The 22,632-nt window shown below is 71.4% G+C and carries 23 protein-coding genes; 12 read left to right on the top strand and 11 right to left on the bottom strand.

The window, feature by feature from the left end; translation table 11 throughout:
• Window positions 1-3 precede the first annotated feature (3 nt).
• Window positions 4-1,791 carry an MFS transporter gene (locus tag K377_RS17710; protein ID WP_237551771.1) on the bottom strand — a complete coding sequence of 596 codons (1,788 nt, stop codon included), beginning with the start codon at window positions 1,789-1,791 and terminating at the stop codon, window positions 4-6.
• A gap of 51 nt (window positions 1,792-1,842) precedes the next feature.
• On the opposite strand from K377_RS17710, the gene K377_RS17705 reads away from it, so the two are divergent.
• Window positions 1,843-2,526 carry a TetR/AcrR family transcriptional regulator gene (locus K377_RS17705; RefSeq protein ID WP_111664351.1) on the top strand — a complete coding sequence of 228 codons (684 nt, stop codon included), beginning with the start codon at window positions 1,843-1,845 and terminating at the stop codon, window positions 2,524-2,526.
• A gap of 74 nt (window positions 2,527-2,600) precedes the next feature.
• Here the strand turns inward: K377_RS17705 and aztA are convergent, their stop codons facing one another.
• Window positions 2,601-3,344, bottom strand: a complete 744-nt coding sequence (gene aztA, locus K377_RS17700) for a zinc ABC transporter ATP-binding protein AztA (protein ID WP_111664350.1) — start codon at window positions 3,342-3,344, stop codon at window positions 2,601-2,603.
• Window positions 3,345-3,358: 14 nt separating this feature from the next.
• On the opposite strand from aztA, the gene aztB reads away from it, so the two are divergent.
• From aztB to K377_RS17675, 5 genes are all read left to right on the top strand, one after another.
• Window positions 3,359-4,243 carry a zinc ABC transporter permease AztB gene (gene aztB, locus K377_RS17695; RefSeq protein WP_111664349.1) on the top strand — a complete coding sequence of 295 codons (885 nt, stop codon included), beginning with the start codon at window positions 3,359-3,361 and terminating at the stop codon, window positions 4,241-4,243.
• A gap of 10 nt (window positions 4,244-4,253) precedes the next feature.
• On the top strand, window positions 4,254-5,501 hold the full coding sequence (locus tag K377_RS17690) for a hypothetical protein (RefSeq protein ID WP_111664348.1): 1,248 nt from the start codon (window positions 4,254-4,256) through the stop codon (window positions 5,499-5,501).
• Window positions 5,498-6,463 carry a zinc ABC transporter substrate-binding protein AztC gene (gene aztC, locus K377_RS17685; protein WP_111664347.1) on the top strand — a complete coding sequence of 322 codons (966 nt, stop codon included), beginning with the start codon at window positions 5,498-5,500 and terminating at the stop codon, window positions 6,461-6,463. The genes K377_RS17690 and aztC overlap by 4 nt, the downstream gene beginning before the upstream one ends.
• A 93-nt stretch (window positions 6,464-6,556) precedes the next feature.
• Window positions 6,557-7,756 (top strand): zinc metallochaperone AztD, encoded by a 1,200-nt coding sequence (aztD, locus tag K377_RS17680; protein WP_111664346.1) that lies wholly within the window; start codon window positions 6,557-6,559, stop codon window positions 7,754-7,756.
• A gap of 217 nt (window positions 7,757-7,973) precedes the next feature.
• Window positions 7,974-8,831 carry a DUF4328 domain-containing protein gene (locus tag K377_RS17675; protein ID WP_111664345.1) on the top strand — a complete coding sequence of 286 codons (858 nt, stop codon included), beginning with the start codon at window positions 7,974-7,976 and terminating at the stop codon, window positions 8,829-8,831.
• Between the two features lie 17 nt (window positions 8,832-8,848).
• On the opposite strand, the gene K377_RS17670 is transcribed toward K377_RS17675, so the two are convergent.
• The 5 genes from K377_RS17670 to K377_RS17650 form a co-directional block, all read right to left on the bottom strand.
• On the bottom strand, window positions 8,849-9,709 hold the full coding sequence (locus tag K377_RS17670) for an STM4011 family radical SAM protein (protein WP_111664344.1): 861 nt from the start codon (window positions 9,707-9,709) through the stop codon (window positions 8,849-8,851).
• 8 nt (window positions 9,710-9,717) lie between these two features.
• On the bottom strand, window positions 9,718-11,097 hold the full coding sequence (locus K377_RS17665) for an STM4012 family radical SAM protein (RefSeq protein WP_111664343.1): 1,380 nt from the start codon (window positions 11,095-11,097) through the stop codon (window positions 9,718-9,720).
• Window positions 11,094-11,900: an STM4013/SEN3800 family hydrolase gene (locus tag K377_RS17660; RefSeq protein ID WP_111664566.1), complete on the bottom strand. Its 807-nt coding sequence runs from the start codon at window positions 11,898-11,900 to the stop codon at window positions 11,094-11,096. The genes K377_RS17665 and K377_RS17660 overlap by 4 nt, the downstream gene beginning before the upstream one ends.
• A 61-nt stretch (window positions 11,901-11,961) precedes the next feature.
• Window positions 11,962-13,206 (bottom strand): STM4014 family protein, encoded by a 1,245-nt coding sequence (locus tag K377_RS17655; protein ID WP_181512597.1) that lies wholly within the window; start codon window positions 13,204-13,206, stop codon window positions 11,962-11,964.
• Complete coding sequence (locus K377_RS17650) at window positions 13,203-14,162, bottom strand: STM4015 family protein (RefSeq protein WP_111664342.1); 960 nt, start codon at window positions 14,160-14,162, stop codon at window positions 13,203-13,205. Before K377_RS17650 ends, K377_RS17655 begins: the two co-directional genes overlap by 4 nt.
• 173 nt (window positions 14,163-14,335) lie before the next feature.
• Here K377_RS17650 and K377_RS17645 point away from each other — a divergent pair, with 173 nt between their 5' ends.
• Both K377_RS17645 and K377_RS17640 read left to right on the top strand, forming a co-directional pair.
• Window positions 14,336-14,662, top strand: a complete 327-nt coding sequence (locus K377_RS17645) for a hypothetical protein (RefSeq protein ID WP_111664341.1) — start codon at window positions 14,336-14,338, stop codon at window positions 14,660-14,662.
• 64 nt (window positions 14,663-14,726) lie between these two features.
• Window positions 14,727-15,869 carry a DUF6745 domain-containing protein gene (locus tag K377_RS17640; protein WP_375605927.1) on the top strand — a complete coding sequence of 381 codons (1,143 nt, stop codon included), beginning with the start codon at window positions 14,727-14,729 and terminating at the stop codon, window positions 15,867-15,869.
• Window positions 15,870-16,003: 134 nt separating this feature from the next.
• On the opposite strand, the gene K377_RS17635 is transcribed toward K377_RS17640, so the two are convergent.
• Window positions 16,004-16,453, bottom strand: a complete 450-nt coding sequence (locus K377_RS17635; RefSeq protein WP_111664340.1) for a spore-associated protein — start codon at window positions 16,451-16,453, stop codon at window positions 16,004-16,006.
• 199 nt (window positions 16,454-16,652) lie between these two features.
• Here K377_RS17635 and K377_RS17630 point away from each other — a divergent pair, with 199 nt between their 5' ends.
• Both K377_RS17630 and K377_RS17625 read left to right on the top strand, forming a co-directional pair.
• Entirely contained in the window at window positions 16,653-17,345 is a 693-nt protein-coding gene (locus K377_RS17630) for a DUF2470 domain-containing protein (protein WP_111664339.1), read from the top strand.
• A gap of 13 nt (window positions 17,346-17,358) precedes the next feature.
• Window positions 17,359-18,192, top strand: coding sequence for a siderophore-interacting protein (locus K377_RS17625; protein ID WP_181512596.1), 834 nt, complete (start codon window positions 17,359-17,361; stop codon window positions 18,190-18,192).
• A gap of 59 nt (window positions 18,193-18,251) precedes the next feature.
• Here the strand turns inward: K377_RS17625 and K377_RS17620 are convergent, their stop codons facing one another.
• Window positions 18,252-18,656 carry a glyoxalase/bleomycin resistance/extradiol dioxygenase family protein gene (locus K377_RS17620; RefSeq protein WP_237551769.1) on the bottom strand — a complete coding sequence of 135 codons (405 nt, stop codon included), beginning with the start codon at window positions 18,654-18,656 and terminating at the stop codon, window positions 18,252-18,254.
• Between the two features lie 187 nt (window positions 18,657-18,843).
• Between K377_RS17620 and K377_RS17615 the strand changes: the two genes are divergently transcribed.
• On the top strand, window positions 18,844-19,584 hold the full coding sequence (locus K377_RS17615) for a class I SAM-dependent methyltransferase (RefSeq protein WP_111664337.1): 741 nt from the start codon (window positions 18,844-18,846) through the stop codon (window positions 19,582-19,584).
• A 46-nt stretch (window positions 19,585-19,630) separates the two neighbouring features.
• Here K377_RS17615 and K377_RS17610 read toward each other — a convergent pair whose 3' ends face one another.
• Window positions 19,631-20,911, bottom strand: a complete 1,281-nt coding sequence (locus tag K377_RS17610) for an MFS transporter (protein ID WP_111664336.1) — start codon at window positions 20,909-20,911, stop codon at window positions 19,631-19,633.
• A gap of 175 nt (window positions 20,912-21,086) precedes the next feature.
• Between K377_RS17610 and K377_RS17605 the strand changes: the two genes are divergently transcribed.
• Window positions 21,087-21,686, top strand: a complete 600-nt coding sequence (locus K377_RS17605; RefSeq protein ID WP_111664335.1) for a hypothetical protein — start codon at window positions 21,087-21,089, stop codon at window positions 21,684-21,686.
• Between the two features lie 47 nt (window positions 21,687-21,733).
• Here the strand turns inward: K377_RS17605 and K377_RS17600 are convergent, their stop codons facing one another.
• The gene (locus K377_RS17600) at window positions 21,734-22,387 is read right to left on the bottom strand and encodes a maleylpyruvate isomerase family mycothiol-dependent enzyme (protein WP_111664334.1); all 654 of its coding nucleotides are present in this window, start codon (window positions 22,385-22,387) and stop codon (window positions 21,734-21,736) included.
• Between the last annotated feature and the right edge of the window lie 245 nt (window positions 22,388-22,632).

Genomic DNA, 22,632 nt, shown 5'->3' with positions numbered 1-22,632 from the left:
CGATCATCGCAGCGTCCGCGGACTCCCGTACAGAGCACCCCAGTCCGCCCCGCGCCATAGCCAGCGGCTGCCACGGGGCGCACGAACCCGCTCTCCCCGAACCCCGCCCTGGCCGCGCAGCGGAAACACGCCCTCTGCCAAGCGGTCGGGGGCTTCCGCCTCGCGGCTCGCGACACCCTCAAGGGCAGAGACTGACACCGATCCTCGGCGCCCTCTCAGGCCGAAGGCGCTTCGGCTTCGGCTTGGGCTTCGGCTGGGGAGTGGGCGTGGTCCGCGGCGGGCGCGCCGGGGGGCGAACAGGGCCGCGATCAGGGCGGCCACGGCGCAGAACACGGCGGTGACGAAGAAGGCTCGCTCATATCCGTCGACCAACTGCTGTGTCCGGTCGGCGGCGGAGGACGGTGACCCGCCGTGGGTTGCGGCGACCGCGGTGAGGATCGCCAGCCCAAGGCTGCCGCCGATCTGACGTGCGGCGTTGACCAGCCCGCTGATGAGTCCGGCCTCGTGCGCGGCGGCCGCGGAGGTGGCCAGCGTCGTGTTGGACACCATGCAGAGCCCGACGCCGACCGAGGCGACGACCGACGGCAGCAGGAAACCGTTCAGGAACGTCGATGTCTCGTCCATCAGCCCGAAGAGCGTCATGCCGAGCGCCCCGAGGGCCAGGCCCGTGGCCAACACCGTACGAGTGCCCAGCCGGGCGGTGAGATGGCCGGAGAGCATCGACCCGGTGATGGTGCCGAGGCAGAAGGGCAGGAAGGCCGCGCCGGCCCGCAGGGGCGAGTAGTGAAGCACGTTCTGCAGGAACAGTGACGCGAAGTAGAACCCGGCGACGGTCGCCGCGCCGATGAACAGGACCACCAGGTTGGCCACCCAGACCGACCGTTCGCGGAACACGCCGAATCGGACGAGCGGTTCGGCCGCCGCACGCAGCTCCCAGACCACGAAGACCACGCCGGTCACGACGGCGATCCCGAAGGAGAGGACGGCGGAGGAGGCACCCCAGCCGTGCTCGCCGGCCTGGATCAGCCCGTTGGCCAGGGCCGTGACAGTGACCGTTGACAGGCAGGTGCCCGGCACGTCAAGTCGCTTTAGCAGCGGAGTGGTTGGGGTGCGCAGGGAGACCCAGGCGACGGACAACCCCAGGGCGACGATGGGTACGTTGACGAACAGCACCCAGCGCCAGGACAGCCAGTCCGTCAGCAGCCCGCCCAGCAGCACTCCCAGCGCACTGCCCGCGGCCGCCACCATCGCCCAGATCCCCACCGCCCGGGAGCGGGCCTTGCCACTGGGGAAAGCCACCATGATCACGGCGAGGCTGAGCGGAGCGAGCAGCGCGCCCGCCAGTCCCTGACCGGCCCGGGCGGCGATGAGCTGACCCGGGGTCTGCGCCAGGCCGCCGATCACCGACGCGACACCGAACAGCGCGAGCCCCCAGAGCATCGCGACGCGGTGTCCCACCAGGTCGGCGAAGCGCCCGCCGAGCAGCAACAGTCCGCCGAAGACGAGCGTGTAGGCGTTCACGACCCAGGACAGACCGCCAGGGGCGAACCCGAGATCGGACGCGATCGACGGCAACGCCACATTCACGACGCTGACGTCCAGCACCACCATCACCTGGGCGATGCAGGCCGCGGCGAGCACCAGGTGCGCCCGCGGCGACGGTGCGGTGCGGTCGGGGTGGCCGTTCGGTGACGTCTTGATGTCCGGGCTGATATGCGGATCCGTCATTGCTTCGTACTCCCGTCGTCCCGCGCGCCATCTCGGGCAGCGCGACGCGAACACTGTACGCATAAGGTTGCCCTAACTTTCAATGGGTGGGTCGGCGGGTGAGATCATGGGTGCATGGACGACCCCTCGAAGACGGCCGGCTCGCAGGGCGCTCGGCGGTCGCGGGGGAAGCCGCGATCGCAGCCGCGCCCGGGGCTGACGCCTGAGGTCATCACCCGGGCCAGCCGGGAGCTGATCGAGCGTGAAGGGCTGGACGCGCTGAGCATGCGGGCCGTCGCCGCCGAGCTCGGCACCGCCGCCACCTCGCTCTACCGGCACGTCGCCGACCGTGACGCTCTGTTGGTGGCGATCCTCGAGGACATCGCGGCCCAACTGCCGGTGGAAGTCGCCGGTGACACCCCCGGTGCGCGGCTGTTCAACCGGCTCGTCACCGCGCACGGCTACATGGCGCAACACGTGTGGGTGCTGCACATCCTCATCCGGGGTGAACTCGTCGCCCGCAACGCGCTGCCGTTCAGCGATGCCTGCCTCGCCGACTTCCTCAGTGCGGGGCTGGGGCCGCGCCGGGCGTCCACCGCTTTCCGTACCTGCTGGCACTTCACCATCGGGGAACTGCTGGACGAGCACCCCCTCACCCCGCCCCGCAGCCCCAACCAGCGCCAGCAGGCCATGGCCTCGTTCGACCCCGACCGGCTCCCGGCGCTCGCGCGGGTCCGTGAACTGGACGAAGTCGAGGGCCGCGACACTTATGCCACGGCTCTCAAAGCTCTCCTCGGCGCGTTCCTCCCGGAGTCCTGACGCGGTCGACTGTCACTTCGCACGGCGCGCGCGAGGGGTCGGCGACGGCGGCGTGATGTAGGCGCTCGGCCCGCTCACGCGGGCTGCCAGATTCTGGACAGGGCTGTGGGAGTGAGGACTTGGTCGGGCGGGCCCTGCGCGACGAGCCTGCCCTGGCTGAGGAGCAGGCAGGAGTCGGCGGAGCGGGCGGCCTGGAGGTCGTGAGTCGCCTGGATGACGGTCGTGCCGTCGGAGACCAGGTCCCTCAGTAGGACCGTGATGCGCTCCCGGGCCTCGGGGTCGAGCCCGGTGGTCGGCTCGTCCAGGAGCAGTAGGTCGGAGTTCTGGGCGAGACCCTGGGCGATCAGGACGCGCTGACGTTGCCCGCCGGACAGTTCGCCGAGTTGGCGGGTGGCGAGGTCGGTGATGTCGAGCCGCTGCATCGCGGAGTCGACCAAGGCCCGGTCATGGCGATTGAGCCGCCGCAGCAGCCCGCGTTGGCCCCAGCGGCCCATCTCCACCGTCTGCCGCGCGGTGAGGGGAAGGGCGTCACCGACGGCGCCGCGCTGGGGGACGAAGGCGGGCGGGCGGCCCGCGGCGTAGTGGAGCTGCCCGGATGTGGGGTCGATCACGCGGGCGAGGACGCCCAGCACCGTGGACTTCCCGCTGCCGTTCGGCCCGACGAGCGCCGACATCGTCAACGCCGTTATGTCGAAGGTCAGTTGATGGAGGACGGGGCGGCCCGGATAGCCCGCGTTCAGGTCGGTGATGCGTATGCGCTGTCCGTCGGTCCCGGCGTCGCGGAGACCCGAGCGGGGTTTGTTGAACATGATTGTCATTGTAGTGTCAGCGCATGGAGTGGTTGACGGCCCCTTTCGAGGTGGCCTTTGTGCAGCGTGCCCTGTGGGCCGGGATTCTGGTGTCGGCGATCTGCGCCCTCGCGGGGACGTGGGTGGTGCTGAGGGGGATGGCCTTCCTCGGTGACGCCATGTCCCACGGCCTGCTGCCGGGCGTCGCGGTCGCCGCGCTGCTCGGGGGCAACCTGCTGGTGGGGGCGGTGGTGAGCGCGGCCGTCATGACGGCAGGCGTCACCGCGCTCGGCCGCACTCCATGGCTGTCCCAAGACACCGGAATCGGCCTGCTCTTCGTCGGAATGCTGTCGATCGGCGTCATCATCGTGTCGCGCTCGCAGTCCTTCGCCGTGGACCTCACCGGGTTCCTCTTCGGCGACGTCCTCGCGGTGCGCGAGAGCGACCTGTACCTGCTCGGGGCGGCGCTGCTCCTGGCGCTGGTCCTCTCGGTGTTCGGTCACCGCGCCTTCCTGGCGCTGGCGTTCGACGACCGCAAGGCCAAGACGCTCGGTCTGCGTCCACGGCTCGCGCACGCCGTGCTGCTCGGTCTGCTGGCCCTGGCGATCGTGGCCTCTTTCCACATCGTGGGAACACTGCTCGTCCTCGGCCTGCTCATCGCCCCGCCCGCGGCGGCCTTGCCCTGGGCCCGCAGTGTGCGCGGAGTCATGGTGCTCGCCGCCGTTGTCGGCGCGACCGCCACCTTCGGCGGCCTGTTGCTCTCCTGGCATCTCAGGACCGCGGCCGGCGCGACCGTGTCGGCCTGCGCCGTCAGCTTCTTCTTCCTGTCCCATCTGGCGTCCGGGGCACGGCACCGACGCCGCACGGACCCCCTCCGACCCGCCGCCGTCCCCGCCCATGCCCCCACGACCCGACCGAACGAAACCTGAGGCGGTCTCCTTGTTCGTCCGAAGAAGCGTCATATCCCTGGCGCCGCCCGTCCTTTGCGCGGTCCTGCTGACCGCGGGGTGCGCCGACCAGACCAGCCGGAACGGCGACCCCACATCCGCATCGGAAACGGCTTCCCCCTCTGCAACTCCCCATGGCTACGTCGAAGGCGCCACTGAGGCGGCCGAGCAACAGTCCCGGCTGCTGCTGGGGGACAGCGCCACCGGAGAGACCCGACTCCTGGACCTGATCAGCGGGAAGGTCCACGAGACGGCACGCACAGCGGGGATCACCGCCCTCACCACGGACGGCCGCTTCGGCTACTTCCACGGCACCGGCGTCACGCACGTCCTCGACAGCGGCGCGTGGATGGTCGACCACGGAGACCATGTGCACTACTACCGGGCGAAGATCCAGGAAGTGGGCGAACTCCGCGGCGGCACCGGCACCAGCGTCCGCAGCGACGCCGGCGCGACCGTGGTGACGGGCGCGGACGGAAAGGCGCGCGTGCATGCCCGCGCCGACCTGGAGAAGGGCACGACCGGCACACCCGCCCGGCTTCCCGGCACCTACGCCGCGCCCGTGGTGCCGTACGCGGAACACCTCATCGCCCTCACCGAGGACGGCGACGGCCCCGCGAAGGTCGTCGTTCTCGACCGATCGGGCCGGCGCGTGGCCTCTCCGGATTCCGAGTGCGAGGACCCGAAGGGCGACGCGCTCACCCGTCGGGGGATCGTCCTCGGCTGCGCCGACGGCGCCCTGCTCGTCCACGAGGACGACGGCACCTTCATCACCGAGAAGATCCCCTACGGCGACGACGTGCCCCAGGCGGAGCGGGCCACGCAGTTCCGGCATCGTCCGGGCAGCAGCACCCTCGCCGCCCCCGCCGGTGACAAGGCCGTCTGGGTCCTCGATGTGACCGAGCGGTCCTGGACCCGGGTCGAGACCGGACCTGTGATCGCCGCCAACACCGCAGGCGAGGGTGCGCCGTTGCTCGTCCTGGAGTCCGACGGAACCCTCCACGGCTACGACGTAGGCAGCGGCAAGGAGACCGCGGTCACGGATCCCCTGGTGAAGGACGCATCCGCCACTCCCGACAGAACCACGGCACCGGTCATCGAGGTCGACCGCAGCCGCGCCTACCTCAACGACGCCCCGGGCAAGCGCGTGTACGAGATCGACTACAACGACGACCTCCGGGTCGCCCGCACCTTCGACCTGGACGTCCGGCCGTCCCTGATGGTGGAGACGGGACGATGAGCGTGCGCGTGGGAGCGGCGCGGCTGCGCGCCCTGGTGCTCACCCTGGTCAGCTTCTTCGTCATCGCCGGTACGGCGACCGGCTGCGCGACCGGCGACGGCGACCGGCCCCGGATCGTGGTGACCACCAACATCCTCGGTGACATCACCCGGCAGATCGCCGGGGACGAGGCGGACGTCAGCGTCCTGATGAAGCCGAACGCCGACCCTCATTCCTTCGGCCTGTCGGCGGTGCAGGCCGCCGAACTGGAGAGCGCGGACCTGGTGGTCTACAACGGGCTGGGCCTGGAGGAGAACGTCCTGCGCCACGTGGAGGCGGCCCGCACCTCGGGTGTGGCCGCCTTCGCGGCCGGCGACGCGGCCGACCCGCTCACCTTCCACACGGACGCCGACGGCGGCCCCGACGAGGAGACGGCCCGAGCGCCGGACCCGCACTTCTGGACCGACCCCGACCGGGTGCGCACAGCAGCCGGCCTGATCGCCGACCGGATCGTCGAGCATGTCGACGACGTGGACGAGAAGGCCGTCCGGGACAACGCCGAACGCTACGACGGACAACTCGCCGACCTCACCGCATGGATGGAGAAGTCCTTCGCCGCCGTCCCCGAGGACCGGCGCGCCCTGGTGACCAACCACCACGTCTTCGGCTACCTCGCCGACCGCTTCGGTCTCCGCGTCATCGGCGCCGTCATACCCAGCGGCACGACCCTCGCCTCACCGAGCTCCTCCGACCTGCGCTCCCTCACCCAGGCCATGCGGAAGGCCCACGTACGCACCGTGTTCGCCGACTCCTCCCAGCCCACCCGGCTCGCCGAGGTCCTGCGCCAGGAGATGGGCGGCGACGTGGACGTCGTCGCCCTGTACTCCGAGTCGCTGACCGAGAAGGGCAAGGGCGCCGGCACCTACCTGGACATGATGCGCGCCAACACCACGGCCATGGCCGAGGGCCTCAGCGCCGACTGAACGAACTCTGCGGCCCGCCACACCGAGCGCCGGCCGCGCCACCCCCCCCCATAAAGAACCGCCCCGTACGGGGCCGGAGAGGAAACACACGCGATGAACAACCCGACGCGCGCCAGAACGCTCACGGGAACGGCCCTCGCACTGGCGGCATCGATGGCGCTGACCGCCTGCGGCAGCACCGACGACGCCTCGTCCGACGCCGAATCCAAGCAGACCAAGCGCAGCGCTGCCGCCCCGGTCGACAACCCGCTGGTCGCCTCGTACGACGGGGGACTGTACGTCCTCGACGGCGACACGCTGAAGCTGGCGAAGACGATCGAGCTGCCCGGCTTCAACCGGGTCAGTCCCGCAGGCGACGACGACCACGTCGTCATCTCCACCGACAGCGGCTTCCGCCTCTTCGACGCCACCCGGCAGACCTTCACGGACACCGAGTTCAAGGGTTCCAAGCCAGGTCACGTCGTGCGGCACGCCGGCAGGACGGTCCTGTTCACCGACGGCACGGGCCAGGTGAACGCCTTCGACCCCACCGCACTCGGCGACGCAGGCAAGCCGCGGACCCGCACCTACACGTCCGCCGAGCCCCACCACGGCGTCGCCATCGAACTGGCCGACGGCGAACTCGTCACCACCCTCGGCACCGAGGGGAAGCGCACCGGCGCCCTGGTCCTGGACAAGGACAACAATGAGATCGCGCGCGCCGAGAACTGCCCGGGCGTGCACGGAGAGGCCGCCGCGAAGGGCGAGGTGGTCGGGTTCGGCTGCGAGGACGGCGTACTGCTCTACAAGGCCGGCGAGTTCACCAAGGTCGACGCACCCGACGACTACGCCCGCACCGGCAATCAGGCGGGCAGCGACGCCTCCCCGGTCCTCCTGGGGGACTACAAGACCGACCCCGACGCGGAACTGGAACGCCCCACCCGCATATCGCTGATCGACACCCGCACCACGAAGATGAAGCTGGTCGACCTCGGCACCAGCTACTCCTTCCGCTCGCTCGCCCGCGGCCCGCAGGGCGAAGCACTCGTCCTCGGCACCAACGGCGTCCTCCACGTCATCGACCCGGAAACCGGCACGGTGGAGAAGAAGATCGAGACGGTCGGCGACTGGACGGAGCCCCTGGACTGGCAGCAGCCCAGGCCCACCCTGTTCGTCCGTGACCACACGGCGTACGTCTCCGAACCGGGCAAGCGCCAACTGCACGCCGTCGACCTGGACTCGAGCAAGAAGCTGACGTCCGTGACCCTGCCGAAGGGCACCAACGAACTGTCCGGCACGGTGTCCGGCCACTGACCCGGTCCCGCACGCCACCGGAGCGCTCGCCGACCCCTGGGGGCCGGCGAGCGCTCCGCGCCTACGCATCCGGCGCCGCGCGCCCACCACATCCTGTCCCGCCCGTGATCCCACGAGTTCGCCCCCGGCCGAGCGGCCGACCCTGGGGTAAAGTTCGCAGGTCGCGCGGCCGGGGGGCCGGAGGAAACGCGGCAGTCCCTGGGGAGGGTGCGCGGCCGTGCTGTGCAAGAAATGCGGGAAGAATCAGGCTCTGGTCGAGGACGGACTGTGCTCCCGGTGCGCGGCCGCCGTGGTCGCGGAGCTGACCCCCGCACCGGGGCCCGACCTGGTCGCGGACGCGCCGCTGCCACCGCGGGCACCGTCCACTCCGTACGACCCGGAGGCCCGCTGGGCGCTGCTGCGCTCGCCCAACGGGCTCGCCACGCTGGCCGTGGCCCTGCTGTGCCTGGTCGCCGCGGCCGATCTCGCGGCCATACTCGCGGGCGTCGGCGAATACCGGATCCTCGCCGACGCGGCGGGCGGCGACTGGTCCCGGCTCGATGACGCCGACGCCCGGCGCGTCGACGAGCTGTACGTCTGGTCGGGCCGCATCCAACTGCTGACCCTGGCCGCATCGGCGGCCGGTTTCATCGCCTGGTTCCTGCGAGTGCGGGACAACGCTCACGTGTTCGTGCCGTCCGGGCAGAGCAAGGCGCGGGCCTGGGCGATCTTCGGCTTCTTCGTGCCGGTCGTCAGCCTGTGGTTCCCGCGCCGCATCGCGCTCGACACCTGGCACGCCAGCAGCGCCGAACTCGAACTCGGGCGCGGGCGGGCCTGGATGGTGGACCTGTGGTGGTTCCTGTGGCTGGGCGACCTGTTGATCGGGCGGATCGCGGGCAACCTGTACGACAGCGCCGAGACGCTGGACGAGATCACGTCGGCCACCGGACTGGTGATCTTCGCCGACGCCCTCGACATCGTGGCGGCCGGTACCGCCGTCGCCTTCGTGCGGGCGCTGACCGGCATGCAGAACCGGAAGGTCCAGGCGCGGACCGCGTCCCTTGCGACCGCCGCCGATGGACTGTCCCCTCACTGATTCTGCTCGACGCGGGTTCAGTTGGCCGTTCGGACCGGCGTCGCCGGGATCCGCTCCAGGACCCCGCCCGCGAAGACGTCGTACAGCGGCAGCGTCTCCAGATGGACGTAGCCGATGTGACAGTCGCAGACCGCCAGCGGGCACGCCCGCGGCGCGAGCGCCGCACGCCAGGAACCGTCGTACAGGTTGCCCAGCTCGGCGCGGACGAAGTGACAGCGGCGCACCGTCCCGTCGCCGTCCACCGAGACGACCGAGGAACCGGTGCGGCAGGGCAGCCCGGCCGAGCGGTGCGGGTGCCTGCTGTACGGGAAGAGGGGGTCGACGGCCGTCCAGGCGGCGGCCTCCTCGTCCGTGTACGTGCGGCCCTCCGCCGCGTTCACCCACAGGTACACCTCGGGCGGCAGCGCCTTGCGCAGTGTGCGGGCCTGTTCCAGATGCTCCGGGAAGCCGACCACGCCGACGCTGAACCGCACACCCCGGCGCGCCAGCTCCCGCGTCTTGCCGAGGAACCGCTCGTAGGGCGTCTGCCCCGGGTGGAACGTGCACCACAGGGCGAGCGTGTCGAGGTCGGCGTCGGCGAGCCACTCCGTGCGGCAGCTCAGATTGGTCTGGATGGCGACGCGTGCGACGTGCTCGTGGTGCGAGAGCTCGACCATCGCCCTGCGGTACCAGGACCGTACGAGCCCTTCGCCCCACGGCGTGAACAGGACGGACAGCCGGTCCTCGCGCTGTCCGGCGGCCCAGCCGGTGAACCGCTCCAGCGCCGCGCGGTCCGCCCGCAACTGCGCGGTGGAGTCGCGGCGCTTGGCGAACGGGCAGTACGGGCAGTCGTAGTCGCACGAGGACAGCGGCCCCCGGTACAGCATCGTCAGATCCATCGGCCCGCTCACCTCGGTTCGTACGCGGCCATCGCGGCGCGCACCTCGGGGGAGAACAGCTCCGGCCCGAGCGCGTCCGAGTACGCAAGCCCCTCGGGTGTCAGCCGCAGCCGCGTCCCGTCGTCCCACGGCTCCAGCCAGCCGCGTGCGGCGAACGCGGCGAGCTCGGCCGGAAAGTCGTCGAACGGGCCGGCGCCGAACCGCATCCGGTAGTCGTCCAGCGGCATGCCCTCGGCCTGCAACAGCGACTGCAGCAGATGGCGGCGGCTGGCTTCTCGCCCGTCGACACGGCGCCCGTGCCGCGCCCGCGCGAACTCCTCGGACAGGGTGGCCGCGTAGCCGTCGATGATCGCGCGGATCTCCCGCATGTCGACCGCGTACTCGAAGGAATAGTGCAGCGACGAGGTGTACGAGCGGGCGCCGCAGCCCAGGCCGATCATGCCGTCGGTCTGGCAGGCGTAGTCGTCCGGGCCCTGCGCGGGGGCGTCCGCGCGCCGGAACATGCGCATCGACACCTGCTCGTAGCCGTGCTCCAGGAGATGGTCGCGGCCCTGGCGATACAGGCGCAGCCGCTGCTCGTCCCAGGCCCGGTCGGTGAGCGGGGCGGCGCCGCGGCCCAGACCGGTCAGCGGGCGGACGTAGAGCGGGTAGAGGTACAGCTCCTCGGGGCGCCAGGCGAGCGCCGCGTCGAGGGAGGTGCGCCAGCTCGCCGGGGTCTGGCCGTCGATGCCGTAGATCAGGTCGATGTTCAGTATGGGGATGTCCGTGTCCCGGATGCGTGCGAGCGCCTCCTCCACGTCCGCGCGGCGCTGTGGACGGACCGCGGCGCGGGCCTCCGCGTCGACGAAGCTCTGCACGCCGATGCTGAGCCGGGTCGTGCCGCGCTCGGCGAGGACCGCTAGCCGGTCCGCCGTGGCCGTCGCGGGGGAGGTCTCCACGGACAGCGGCACCGCCCGCAGGTCCGCGCCCATCCGAAGCTCCGCGATGTCGCACAGGCGCGTCAGCTCGTCCGCGTCGAGGAAGGTGGGGGTGCCGCCGCCGAACGCCGCGTTCGCGAACCGGACGTCCGGATCGTCGCCGAGCGCCTCGCGCACCGCCACGGCCTGCCGCTCCAAGGCGTCCAGATAGCGGCCCGTCAGCTCGTCCGGGGCGCCGACGCGCGTGAACAGATTGCAGAAGCCGCAGCGGACCTCGCAGAACGGTATGTGGAGGTAGAGGGAGAGCGCGCTCTTGGGTTCGTCGCGCCACAGGTCGCGCAGCGCGGGACGCTCGGGCAGCGGCCGGTACGCGGTTTTGTGCGGGTAGGCGTAGACGTAACTCTGATATGGGCGCGGGGTGTCGGTGGGTACGGTCCCGGTGTGTCCGGCCGCTTCGGTCAGGGTGGTCATGCGGTCGGCTCCAGGAAGAAGTGGGCGTAGGGCACGGTCCAGACCGCTTCGTGGCCGAGGCGGTGGCCGGTGTAGCCGTCGTCCCCGTAGGTGGTGCCGTGGTCGGAGCAGACGATGGCGAAACAGCGGCGGCGCGCGCTCATCGCCGCGAACAGCCGTCCCACGTGCCGGTCGATGTACTCCAGGGCGGCGGCATGGGTCCGGCGGGTGTCGCCTGCCGCGTGCGTGGCGCCCGGCAGGTGGAACCAGTTGGGCTGGTGCAGGGCCGAGGCGTTCACGAACAGGAACAGCCGCTGCTCGATGGGGAGTTCGGCGACGACCTGCTCCGCGCGCGCGACCTGCGCCTCGAACGACGTGGGCGAGGCGACCCCGAACTCAGGCTCCCAGTGGCTCTCCTGGAAGAGACCGGGCAGGACGCTTCCCAAGGCGCCCTGACGGTTGAAGAAGCCGACGCCGCCGACGCACACCGTCCGGTATCCGGCCGCGGCCAGGCCCGACACCAGGTCCGGGGAATCGAAGACATAGGTGCGGCCCGCCGTGGTCTCGCTGCCCGCGAACCGCGCCGCGAACAGCCGTGGATGCGGGCCGGGCGTCGCGGGAGTCGGCAGGAAACCGGCGAACATCGCCTGGTGGGAGGCGTATGTGAAGCTGCCCGGCGCGTGCCGCTTCTCCCAGGCGCCGCCCGGCAGATGACGTGCCAGATGAGGGATACGGCCCGCTTCGGCCAGTTCGACCGCCACGTCGTGGCGCAGCGTGTCGAGGGTGAGCAGCAGGAGGTCGTCGCGGCCCACTACGTCGTTCATGTCGGGATCGGTCGTCGCGCCGCCTGTGGTGGTCGGGGCGGTCGGCGGCGGCGAGGTGGTGTCAGGGGCGGGCATCGCGGGTCCTTGCGAGCGGGTGTACGGCGGCGGGAGCCGCCCGGTGCGGGGCGCCGAATGTGGCCGGGGCCCGCGCGGGGTGCGCGGCGTCGGGGAAGTGGCGGAGCACGGCGGCGACCTGGGCCGCGTACGTGTCCAGCCCCTCGGCGCCACTGCCGGGCAGCCCGGTCAGGCGGGGCAGCAGATCGCCGAAAGCGTTGACCTCGCCGACGGTGAAGCGCCGCCAGCCCACCGAGGGCAGCAGGTCGACGCCGACGCAGAGGGTGCGCGGGAAGCAGGCGGCGGCGCGCTCGCACAGGTCGAGTGCGTGCGCCCAGGACGTGCCGGCGGCCTGCCGGGCTGCGGCCCACTCACCGCGTAGACCGCCGAGATGGAGGTTCGTGAGAGGGGTCCGGCTGGTGCGCACGACGGCGTGGGTAGCGCGACCGGCGACCACGACGACGCGCAGGTCGGCCGCCCGCCCGTGCAGCGACGCCTTCGGCAGCCAGCGCTCGATGTGCAGCCCGTCCGGGGCCAGCGCGTCCACGATCGCGGCGATGTCGGCCTCCCGTGTGTAGCGCCGCACGCGCAGGGAGTTGTGCAGAGCGCCGTCCGCCAGCTCCACGGACGTCGTGGCGCGGATCCGGCCGGGGCCGGCCGTCTCCAGGGCGAGCACCCCGGAGGCCGATGACCCGTGGGACGGCTTGACGAACACCCGGGGCATCCCGTGCTCGGCCATCAGCAACCGCACGTCGTCCCAGCCGCGCACGTCGGCGGCGCCGCCGGACGTGGGGGAGGACGGCACGGCCACCCCCGCATCGGCGAGTACCCGGTGGCAGCGTCGCTTGTCGAAGAGCACGGCGACGTCGTCGGGATCGTCGAGCCGGACCCCGCCGTCGAGGGACCGCACGGCCGCCAGGAACCGCCGGTACCACCGGGCGCCGCCCTCGACGCGCGTCGGATCGGACACGTCCCGCAGGGCGCGCTCGACCTCCTCGTCCTCGCCCGCCGAGTCGATCCGCACGATCTCGTCGTCGGCGAACGAGGCACCGCCGTCGCGCAGTACGTCACGCCACGCGATCACGCGCGGCGCCGGCAGCCCCGCGCCCCGGACGGCGGCCGTGAACAGCTCCACCCGACGATTGCCGGGGTTGCCGACGACCGCGAGACGGAGCGGGGCGTCGCCCAGCGCGGGCAAGCCCTCGGTGTTCGGTGCGCCCTCCGGCCCCGCGGGTGTGGTGCGCCCGGTCATTCGCCGACCGAGACGTACCGCCACACGGTGTCCCCGTCCTGGTCCTCGTCCGCGTCGTCCGCGTCGAGGTCGACCTCGACGCCCGCGGGCACCAGGGAGTCCAGGAAACGCTGACGCAGCCCCTCGCTCAGGTAGTTGTGGTGCAGGTCGAGCTTGCTCAGGTGCGTGAGCGGCTGGCCCGCGAGGAGCGCGGTGGCGCCGTCGTCGGTGAGGACGCCCATCGACAGGTCCAGCGTGTCGAGCCGGGCCACCACGGGCGCGGCCGCCACGGCGGCCGCGATGCCGTCCTGGATCTCGCTGTTGCACAGGGCCAGATGCTTCAGGGCCGGCAGCCGGCCGCCCGTCAGCAACGGCTCGACGTCGGCGACCGTGGAGTCACCGCCGTAGTCCGACGTGCCCAGCCACAGCGTCAGCCGGGTCAGGGCGGGCAGGTCGCTCGCCGCGACGCCGCGCACCACCTCGGCGGGCAGGCCGCCCGTCTCCACGGTGAGCGAGCGCAGCCGGTCGTGGCGCACCGCCGGGAACGCCAGGCTGGTCCCGCCCCGCACCGCGAACTCCGTAAGCTCCGGGAAGCCGTTCAACAGAGGGGTCACGTCCCCCTGCGTGATCCAGGAGATCTCGCACTCCTCGAGGACGATGTCGCCCAGGAACAGCGCGCGCAGCGCCGTCAGGCGGTCCCGCACCTCCAGCAGCGCCGCGATGACCGCCTCCGGCCCGTTCTCGTACGGGTCGCTCCACGAGCCGACGACGATCGCCTTGACGCGGCCGAGGTCCACGGCATCGGCGAACCGGGCGAACGCCTCCGGCCACGACTCCTCGCTGTCGTACGACTCGACGGAGATCCGCCATGCGACCGAGTCGGCGGCGGGCAGCGGCGGCGCCTGCTCGGCGTCCCCCTCCGGGAAGTCGAAGGCGGGCAGGCCGTGCAGCTCCTGCAAGTGGTTTCCGATGGTCATGTCCGCCCCGTTCCCGATCTGTTCGCGCCGTCCGCGATCTCCGCTGGACTGAAGTTGTACCAACCGGCACTGACAACGGCGGCCGCGGGGGCGCCCGACGGCCGTTGCCAGACCCTGCCCCTACCGTCGGCAACGACGCGGCCGCATTCGGCGGACCGTGGGACGGGAGAGTCATGTACCGGCAGGGAGACGTGCTGATCGTGCCGCTCGCGGAGGGCGCGGTGCCTTCCCACGTGGCGGACGCCGCGGACGAGCCGCGGGACGCCCGCGGGCGGCTGGTGCTCGCGCTCGGTGAGGTCACGGGCCACGCCCACGCGGTCGTCGGCCCCGGCCGACTGGTGCGCGAGCCGGGCCCGTTCGGGCCGCTGCTGCTCCATCTGCCCGACGGTGGGCGGGTGGTGCACGAGGAGCATGCGGCGATCCCGCTGCCCAAGGGCTGGTTCCGGGTGATCCGGCAGCGCGAGTACGTGCCGGGTTCGGTGCGGCTCGTGGCGGACTGAGCGGCGGGGCTGGGCGGGGACGGGAACAGGTCGACGAGTGAGCGCGGACGGAGAGATGCGGGGGATGACCGACACGATGAGGGCACAGCAGACGGCGTCGATGCCGGGGACGGAGGCACCGGTCGGAGCGGGGGGCCAGGACGATCCGGTGGGCGCCGCGGTGGACCTGGCGCACTGGCGGGCGGTCGCGGCCGCCACCGGACCCGCCGACCGGGAGGCGGCCGAGGCCGGTGTGCGGCGTGCCTACCGCGAGGCCGGGCTGGCCGAGCCCGAGCGCATCGTGTGGGCGGACTCGCCACGCGCTGCCGTGACGCTGCTCGTGCGGCTCGCCGAGGCGGGCGAACCAGGCGCTTGCGTAAGAGATCTGGTGCGCAACGGACCATGGGCCCAGGCCCGTGAGCGGCTGCACGCACAGCTCGGCCCGGGCGGCTGGGGCGCACACTGGAACGCCACGGGAGGCCGCCTGTGGGACACCACTCGGATGCTGGTCGACCGGATCAGAACGGGCATCGTGGAAGACCTGGCCGCGCCGTCCCGTACGGTCCCGGGCGCCCGGGACCGGAGAAGCGAGACGGCGATCCGGCTCCTGCTCCTGGACGCCGTGCTCGGCCAGCACGAGGCCGCCTGGCTCAGCGCATTCGATTCCTCCGGCCCGGGGTCGGACCTCCGACTGGAGGGGTTGGCCCAGGTCGCCCGGTCGGCCGGCTGGTGGTGGCCGTACGAGCGCGTGGCCGTGGTGTGCGAGCGGCCCACGGAACTGCACCGCGACGAGGCGGGCCGCCTCGACAGCGCCACCGGACCCGCCCTGGCCTTCCCCGACGGGTTCGCGCTCCACGCCTGGCGCGGCATGCCGGTGCCCGCCGACTTCCTGACCGGGCTCGCCGGGCTGACCCCACAACGCATCCGCGACGAGGAGAACGCGGAACTGCGCCGCGTGATGCTGGAGCACTTCGGCTACGACCGTTATCTGACGGAGTCCGGCGCGGAGCCCGTGCACCGGGACGCCACCGGCATCCTGTGGCGGGTCCAGCTCCCCGGCGACGAGGACGTGGTGATGGTCGAGGTCGTCAACTCCACCCCGGAGCCCGACGGCACCCACCGCACCTACTGGCTGCGCGTGCCGCCGCGCACGAGAACCGCGCGCGAAGGCGTCGCCTGGACGTTCGGACTGCAGGCCGACGCGTACGAGCCGCAGCGCGAGACCTGAGCGCAGGACGGACGAGGCGACGTTCGCGCGCGGTGTCGCGCCCTGACCGCCCCGGCGATCCGGACAGCACCGTGGGCCCCGCGCACAGGAATCGTGCGCGGGGCCCACATCGTGAAGCGGACGACAGGAGAGGGTCAGCGGACCGAGGTGACCCGGTGCTCCTTGAGGGCGCTGCAGTTGGAGCCGTAGACGGAGACGTAGACGTTCTTGATGTTGCCGCCCCAGTCGACGCAGTGCGCCTTGCCGTAGACCGAGACCGGACCGGCGTACGAGGTGAAGGCGCCGCTGTCGGAGGCACCCTGGCCGGTGTCACTCACGTACAGATACGCCGACATGTCCACGGCCGCGCCCGGGGTGCTGCGGATGGTGGCGACACAGTTGCGGCCGTTGGCGGAGTTGTAGGTCAGGTAGATGGTGCCGAGCGAGCCCACCGCTGCGGAGTTGACCGTCTTGTAGCCGCTGCCGCACACCTTCTGCGGGGTGGTGTTGGGCGCTGCGGACGCCGGTGACGCCAGGACGGCGGTGGAGCCGGCAGCAAGTGCTGACACGGCCGCCAGCGAGAGCACGGAACGCGTGAGTCGCATATTTCCCCCTTGTGGTCTTACTTGCTGTTTTCTCTCACTAGGTTGGACAGGCCGGATGGGCGAAGGGTTGTCATGGGCGTTGCGAAATGGCTGAGATGCATAGGACTGGCTGGGAATCGTCATCACCCCAGGCGTGCCCCGGGTGTCTTCACCGTGAGCAATTAAGTAAGGTGAGCCTTACCTAACCCGAGGAGGGAAGATGGTCCACCTTGTGACGCCTCCGGAGCTCACAGACGCCGAACGCGCCCGGACGATTCTGGCCGCCGCCGATTCCCTGGCGCTGAGCGTGAACCGCGGTGACCTCCGGTACGAATGCGTGGCGCTGCACACCGTAGACGCGGCGTCCCGTCTTCTGTTGCTCGACCCCGCGGACCCCTGCCTCACCGCCGAACTCGCGGCCGCTCCCGGCTCCGGCCTCGCGGCCTACGCGGAGTTCACCGACATCGCGCCGATCGCCGTACGGGACCGGGTGCGCGCCCGTCTCGCGCTCAGCGGACGCCTCACCCCGGCCGGTCCCGACACCCTCGTCCTCCGGCCCGCGCGAGTCGCACTCTCCGTGGACGACACCGTGCGCACCCTCGACGCCGCGACGCTCGGCGCGGCCACCCCCGACCCGCTGGCGGCGCGCGAGGCGGAACTCCTCGGACACCTCGACACGGGACACGCCGACATCCTCGTCCAACTCGCCGAACTGGCACGGCAGGGCGACCTGTCCGGCATCGACCGGATCAGGCCCGTCCGCCTCGACCGCCGGGGGCTCGTCCTGCGCCTCGAAGGGGCCGACGGCGCCACCGACGACGTACGCCTCGGCTTCCTGACGGAGGCGCGGGGACCCTACGACGTGGGCCTGTGCATCCAGGAACTGCTCGACCCCGCCACCGCCCGCCGCTGAGGAGACGCCGGACATGTCACGGGGAAACATCACGACAACCCGCACCAAGCCCGAGACACAGGAGCCGTTGCGCCTCCACGTCGTGCGGCGGGAGCGGCTCTCGCCCCACTTCCTGCGCGTCACTCTCGGCGGCGGCGACATCGACCGCTTCCGTCCGATGGGCTACGACCAGTGGTTCCGCCTCTTCCTGCCCGCCCCCGAGGGCACGGCGGCCTCGCTCGACCGGGTGCCCGAGCGGCTGAACACCCTCAGCTACCTCAAACTCCTCACCGCCCCCAAGGGGTCCCGGCCCGTCCTGCGCAACTACACGGTGCGCGCCCACCGCCCGCACGGCCCCGAAGGCCCGGAGCTGGACGTCGACTTCGTGCTGCACGGACACGAGGACGGCGCGGCCCCCGGCCCCGCCGCGACCTGGGCGGAGAAGTGTTCCGTCGGGGACGCCGTCGTCCTGGTCGACGAGGGCATCGGCTACCGGGCGCCGGACGGAGTGCGCCACGTCGTGCTCGCCGCCGACGAGTCGGGGCTGCCCGCCCTCGCAGGAGTGCTGGCCTCGCTGCCCACGGACACCACCGGCACGGCCGTCGTCGAGGTGCCGACGCCGGAGGACCGGCAGAAACTCACCGCACCGGACGGCGTCGAGATCGTCTGGGTCGAGCGCGGCGACACCGGCCCGCCGGTCCCGGGAGCCGCGGCGCTGGCCCGCGCCCGCGAACTCCCCCGCCCGGACGGCCCGTTCTACGGCTGGGTCGTCGGTGAGTCCGGCCTCGCCACCGGTCTGCGCCGCCACTGGGTGGCACAGGGCGTACCGAAGGACCACATCATGTTCTGCGGCTACTGGAAGCACTGACCGCCCAGCGGGAGCGACGGCCCAGGGCCTGTCCGGCGGATCGTCGTTCAGACCATTGTTCAGAGAAGGAGTTCGCGGGCCCGGCGGGCGATGTCCTCCGGTGTCAGGTCCTCCACGTGTGTGAGGAAGACCCAGACGTGCCCGGAGGGGTCCCTCAGGATGGCCGTGCGATCACCGTGGAACTGGTCGGCCGGCGGCTGCAGCAGCTCCGCACCGGCTGCGACAGCCCGCTGCGCGAGCGCATCGACGTCTTCGACGAAGACGTGCAGGCCCACGGTGGTGCCGCCGACGGTGGTCGGTGCGCTGAAGTACGGCCCCTCGGCGTCGCCCAGCATGATCCTGGAGCCCTGGACGCTGACCTCGGCGTGCACGACGCGTCCGTCCGGGCTGCCGATCCGGAACAGCTCTTCCGCGCCGAACGCTTCGGTGTAGAAGTCGATCGCGGCGGCGGTACCGTCGACCATGATGTGAGCGATGACAGCGTTGCGGTGGGCCTCGGGAACAACGGTGTGAGCGGACGGCCGAGTGCGCCGCTGTTCGGAGTCGGCCAGTGCGGGGGTCGGCCGATCCGAACTGCCGGCCCGTCGCATGATCCGCCGGACCGGCTTAATCGTGTTGACCGGCCGCAGTACCTGATGCTGGAGTCGGCACGTGGACAGCATCCCCGCGAACCGGCGGCTCTGGAACCGGATCAGCAGCGCCTACCAGGACGAGCACGACCCGCACATCGGCGCCGCCCCCCGGCTCTGGGGCATGTACTCCATCCCCGACGCACACCTGCGTGCCCTGGGTGACGTCACCGGCAAGCGGGTCCTCGAACTCGGCTGCGGCGCCGGCCAGTGGTCCAGGGCGCTCGCCGCCGAGGGCGCCGGCGTGGTCGGGATCGACCTGTCCGAAGCCCAACTCGCCGCAGCGGCGGGAGCGATGGGGGAGGCCCGCTACCCGCTGGTGCAGGGCGCCGCCGAACAGCTCCCGTTCGCCGACGACAGTTTCGACCTGGTGTTCTGCGACTTCGGCGGGCTCAGCTGGGCGCCCCCGCACCTCGCCGTCCCGCAGGCAGCACGCGTGCTGAGCCGAGGCGGGCGCCTGGTGTTCAACGTCGCCAGCCCATGGTTCGAAGCCTGCTACGACGAAGCCGCCAGTCGCGTGACCACGACGCTGCAGCAGGACTACTTCGGGCTGAACACCATCGCCGAAGGCGACGGCGCGACCAGCTATCAGCTCACCTACGGCGACTGGGTCAGGGTCCTGTGCGGCGCGGGTCTCGTCATCGACGACCTCATCGAGCCGCGCCCCGGACTCGGAACGCCCAATGGCTACAACGAGACCGACCCGCCCGACTGGGCACACCGCTGGCCGGCGGAACTGCTCTGGGTGACCCACAAACCGTGAGGTCCGCTGCACCGGGACGTGACGGCATCGCCTCACCGCAGGAGCCCTAACGGTCGAGCTCCCGGTGTGCGGTCTCGGGCAGCCGCAGGTACACCGCCGACGACACGAGGCAGAGCACGGCGACGTACCAGGGGAACAGTCCGCTGTGCCCGATCTCCTTGAACCAGGTGCCCATGTACGGTGCGGTGCCGCCGAACAGCGCCACCGTCAACGAGTAGGGGAACCCGATCCCGGCCGCCCGCACCCGCGCCGGGAACACCTCCGCGTTGACCGCCGCCGAGATCGACGTGAAGCCGGTGAGCAGCACCATGCCCGCGCACTGCGTCAGCAGCAGCGAACCGAATGACCCCGTCAGCGTGTGCAGCAACGGCACACTCAGCAGCGCGAACCCGAGCCCGAAGAAGAGCAGCAGCGGCTTGCGGCCGAAGCGGTCGGAGAGCATTCCGCCGACCGGCTGCAGAAGCGCGAAGAAGGCGAGCGAGATCGTGCCGGCGAGCAGCGCCTGCGACTTGTCGATGTCGGTGTTCAGCTCCGCGTACGTCGGCAGGTAGGACGTCCACGTGTAGTACGCGAGTGTGCCGCCCGCGGTGATGCCGCAGATGAGGAGCGACTGGCGCGGGTGCCGGCGCAGCGCGTCGAACAGGCCGGGCCGTTCCTGGCGCTGCGTGCGGGTCTCCTGCGCGCCCTGCCGGATCCAGAACCCGACGAGGCTGAGCACCGCCCCCGCCAGGAAGGGCACCCGCCAGCCCCAGCCGTCCATCTGCCCCTCGGCGAGGATGCTCACCAGCAGCGCGGCGACGCCCGACGCGATCAGCTGGCCGATCGACGTGGACACGTACTGGAAGGACGAGAACAGCCCGCGTCGGCCGGGACCCGCCGATTCCACGAGGAACGTCGTCGACGCGGCGAACTCCCCGCCCACCGACAGGCCCTGGAGCAGCCGGGCGAGCACGAGCACGACCGGCGCGAGGACGCCCACGGCCGCGTACATCGGTGTGATGCCGACCAGAAGACTGCTGCAACCCATGAGCAGGATGGTCACCGTGAGGGCGGCGCGGCGGCCGTGCCGGTCCGCGACCGCGCCCATCAGCAGACCTCCGACGGGCCGCATGAAGAACCCGACGGCGAAGACGGCGAACGTCGACAGGAGCGGGACGAGCGAATTGCCGGCGCTCTTCGGAAAGACCTGGTCGGCGATGTACGTCGCCAGAAACGTGTACGCGTACCAGTCGTACCACTCGACGGCGTTGCCGACGGAGGCGGCGAGGAGTTGGCGGACCGGGTGAGCAGGGCGGGCGGCGGTTGTGGTGGTCTCTGTCTCTGTCATGATCCTGTCCCGTGCCCAGGAACGTCCCTGTTCACGCGCGGGGCGAGGCAGTCGTCAGCCTGATCGGCCTGCCGTGGCCGCCCGGTCGTGCCGTGCCCCCGGGGCGGACGGTAATCCGCCGCGGCGTGGGCATGATGCAAGGCAGGGCAATGCACTGGGACATGGGGGGCGGCGCATGTTCGACAGCATCAGGAGCAGCCACCGACGGAGACGGTACAGCCGGGACTGGGAGTGGGAGGACGTCGTCGACGCGGTGGTCGACTTCGTGCGGTCTCGCTCGGTGTGGGTGGTCGTCGGCAACATGGGCTCGTGGATCTGTGCGGTGACGGGGCTGGTGTATTGCTGGTCGCGCCCACCCTCGTTCGCGCAGTACGGGGTGATCCAACTCGCCTGCGTGGCCTTCCAGGCGGTCGCTCTGATTCCGGTCGCATGGCCGGGGAAGTCGGCGACCCGACGGGACGTCGACGATGTCTCCGGTCTCCACGAGGGCATGACGCTGATCAATGTGTGCGGTTCTTGGATCTTCGGAGTGTTCCCCGCCGTAGGTCTCTTCATCGTCTTCGACGTGGACACGGAGAGCCCACGGTGGTCGGCCGTGCTCTTCTCCGGGACCGCTCTCATGCTGGCGTGTGTGGCCGGCCTCATCAGTGGGGTCTTCGTCTGCGACAAGGTAAGGACGCTGCGCAGTGCGGGGGCGGGGCCGCCCGATGCGTCCGACTGGGGGGACAGCGGGGACGGTGCCGACGTGGACTCGGGTGGCTTCGACGGCGACTGAGCGGCGGCGCCGGGCCGCTCCGGCGGCGAAGGCCGGACGGCGGATCGTCAGAGGGCTGCCGCCAGCCCGGCGACTCCCGGTCCGCCGAGGTCGTCCAGCGCCACGCGCCGTCGGGAGACGGCCAGGAGCAGGGAAAGCGCGGGTCCGCTCACCTGTTGTGGGCCTTCGCCGATCGACACGTCGGCGTCCGTAGCTGTCAGCCGGGTGTGAGCCACAAGGTCCTTGGCTCCGCCGAAGAAGGCGGAGGTGCGAGCCTGTAGGCGCAGCGATCTGACGACAGCCTCCTGCGGGTAGGAGCGGGAGATCCCCAAGGGGCGGCGGATGTCCTCGCCGTGCACGATCTCCTCGACAAGCCTGCTGTCGAGCGGCGCGGGCGGGGTCGACCTGCGCGACGCCACCTGCCGAAGCCGCTCCAGCGTCTCCTGCGGTGAAGCGCCGCGTTCGCGCGCGACGCCGCGGCTGTTCTGGCGGTCGAAGTCGAAGCGAGCCCGGGCCAGTCCTGCCAGGAAGCCGACGCGCGTGGTCCGCGCCGTGTCGACCATGTGGGCGACCACGTCGTGCACGGTCCACTGTGCACACAGCGACGGCGCCCCCCACTGATCATCGTCCAAGCGCTCAAGGTCATCGAGAAGCGCCGCACGCTCCTCGTGAACCATCGACCAGACATCCAACGACCGGACATCTCCCACGGCGTCCTCCATCGGCCGATCACAGCATCTGCCAGGGAAGACCCGCCCGGCTCCGAGAACTCATCGGACTGCCCGTCGAGAGCGGTAAGCCACAGTGCGTACGTTCGTCCGTCGTCACCGCTCTGCCTGCGGCCGGTCGCCACTCACCTCTCACCGGTCACGTAGCACCGCTCCCGGTACACCGGTGGATTCACCGATGGCAGGCCGACAGCGTCCGTCGAGACTCCGGTCTCAGCCCACTGGGACTCGCATTCACG

Source organism: Streptomyces sp. PsTaAH-137, assembly GCF_003259365.1.
GTDB lineage: Bacteria > Actinomycetota > Actinomycetes > Streptomycetales > Streptomycetaceae > Streptomyces.
Note: the sequence above shows the minus strand (reverse complement) of the source record. Positions and strands in the feature narration are given on the sequence as shown.

Coding starts and splice junctions, on each gene's coding strand:
- K377_RS17635 (WP_111664340.1), bottom strand. CDS start 16,453: ATGCGACTCACGCGTTCCGTGCTCTCGCTGGCGGCCGTGTCAGCACTT.
- K377_RS17630 (WP_111664339.1), top strand. CDS start 16,653: ATGGTCCACCTTGTGACGCCTCCGGAGCTCACAGACGCCGAACGCGCC.
- K377_RS17640 (WP_375605927.1), top strand. CDS start 14,727: ATGACCGACACGATGAGGGCACAGCAGACGGCGTCGATGCCGGGGACG.
- K377_RS17620 (WP_237551769.1), bottom strand. CDS start 18,656: ATGGTCGACGGTACCGCCGCCGCGATCGACTTCTACACCGAAGCGTTC.
- K377_RS17655 (WP_181512597.1), bottom strand. CDS start 13,206: ATGACCGGGCGCACCACACCCGCGGGGCCGGAGGGCGCACCGAACACC.
- K377_RS17650 (WP_111664342.1), bottom strand. CDS start 14,162: ATGACCATCGGAAACCACTTGCAGGAGCTGCACGGCCTGCCCGCCTTC.
- aztB (WP_111664349.1), top strand. CDS start 3,359: ATGGAGTGGTTGACGGCCCCTTTCGAGGTGGCCTTTGTGCAGCGTGCC.
- aztC (WP_111664347.1), top strand. CDS start 5,498: ATGAGCGTGCGCGTGGGAGCGGCGCGGCTGCGCGCCCTGGTGCTCACC.
- K377_RS17625 (WP_181512596.1), top strand. CDS start 17,359: ATGTCACGGGGAAACATCACGACAACCCGCACCAAGCCCGAGACACAG.
- K377_RS17705 (WP_111664351.1), top strand. CDS start 1,843: ATGGACGACCCCTCGAAGACGGCCGGCTCGCAGGGCGCTCGGCGGTCG.
- K377_RS17600 (WP_111664334.1), bottom strand. CDS start 22,387: ATGGAGGACGCCGTGGGAGATGTCCGGTCGTTGGATGTCTGGTCGATG.
- aztA (WP_111664350.1), bottom strand. CDS start 3,344: ATGACAATCATGTTCAACAAACCCCGCTCGGGTCTCCGCGACGCCGGG.
- K377_RS17645 (WP_111664341.1), top strand. CDS start 14,336: ATGTACCGGCAGGGAGACGTGCTGATCGTGCCGCTCGCGGAGGGCGCG.
- K377_RS17605 (WP_111664335.1), top strand. CDS start 21,087: ATGTTCGACAGCATCAGGAGCAGCCACCGACGGAGACGGTACAGCCGG.
- K377_RS17610 (WP_111664336.1), bottom strand. CDS start 20,911: ATGACAGAGACAGAGACCACCACAACCGCCGCCCGCCCTGCTCACCCG.
- aztD (WP_111664346.1), top strand. CDS start 6,557: ATGAACAACCCGACGCGCGCCAGAACGCTCACGGGAACGGCCCTCGCA.
- K377_RS17665 (WP_111664343.1), bottom strand. CDS start 11,097: ATGACCACCCTGACCGAAGCGGCCGGACACACCGGGACCGTACCCACC.
- K377_RS17660 (WP_111664566.1), bottom strand. CDS start 11,900: ATGAACGACGTAGTGGGCCGCGACGACCTCCTGCTGCTCACCCTCGAC.
- K377_RS17710 (WP_237551771.1), bottom strand. CDS start 1,791: ATGCGTACAGTGTTCGCGTCGCGCTGCCCGAGATGGCGCGCGGGACGA.
- K377_RS17670 (WP_111664344.1), bottom strand. CDS start 9,709: ATGGATCTGACGATGCTGTACCGGGGGCCGCTGTCCTCGTGCGACTAC.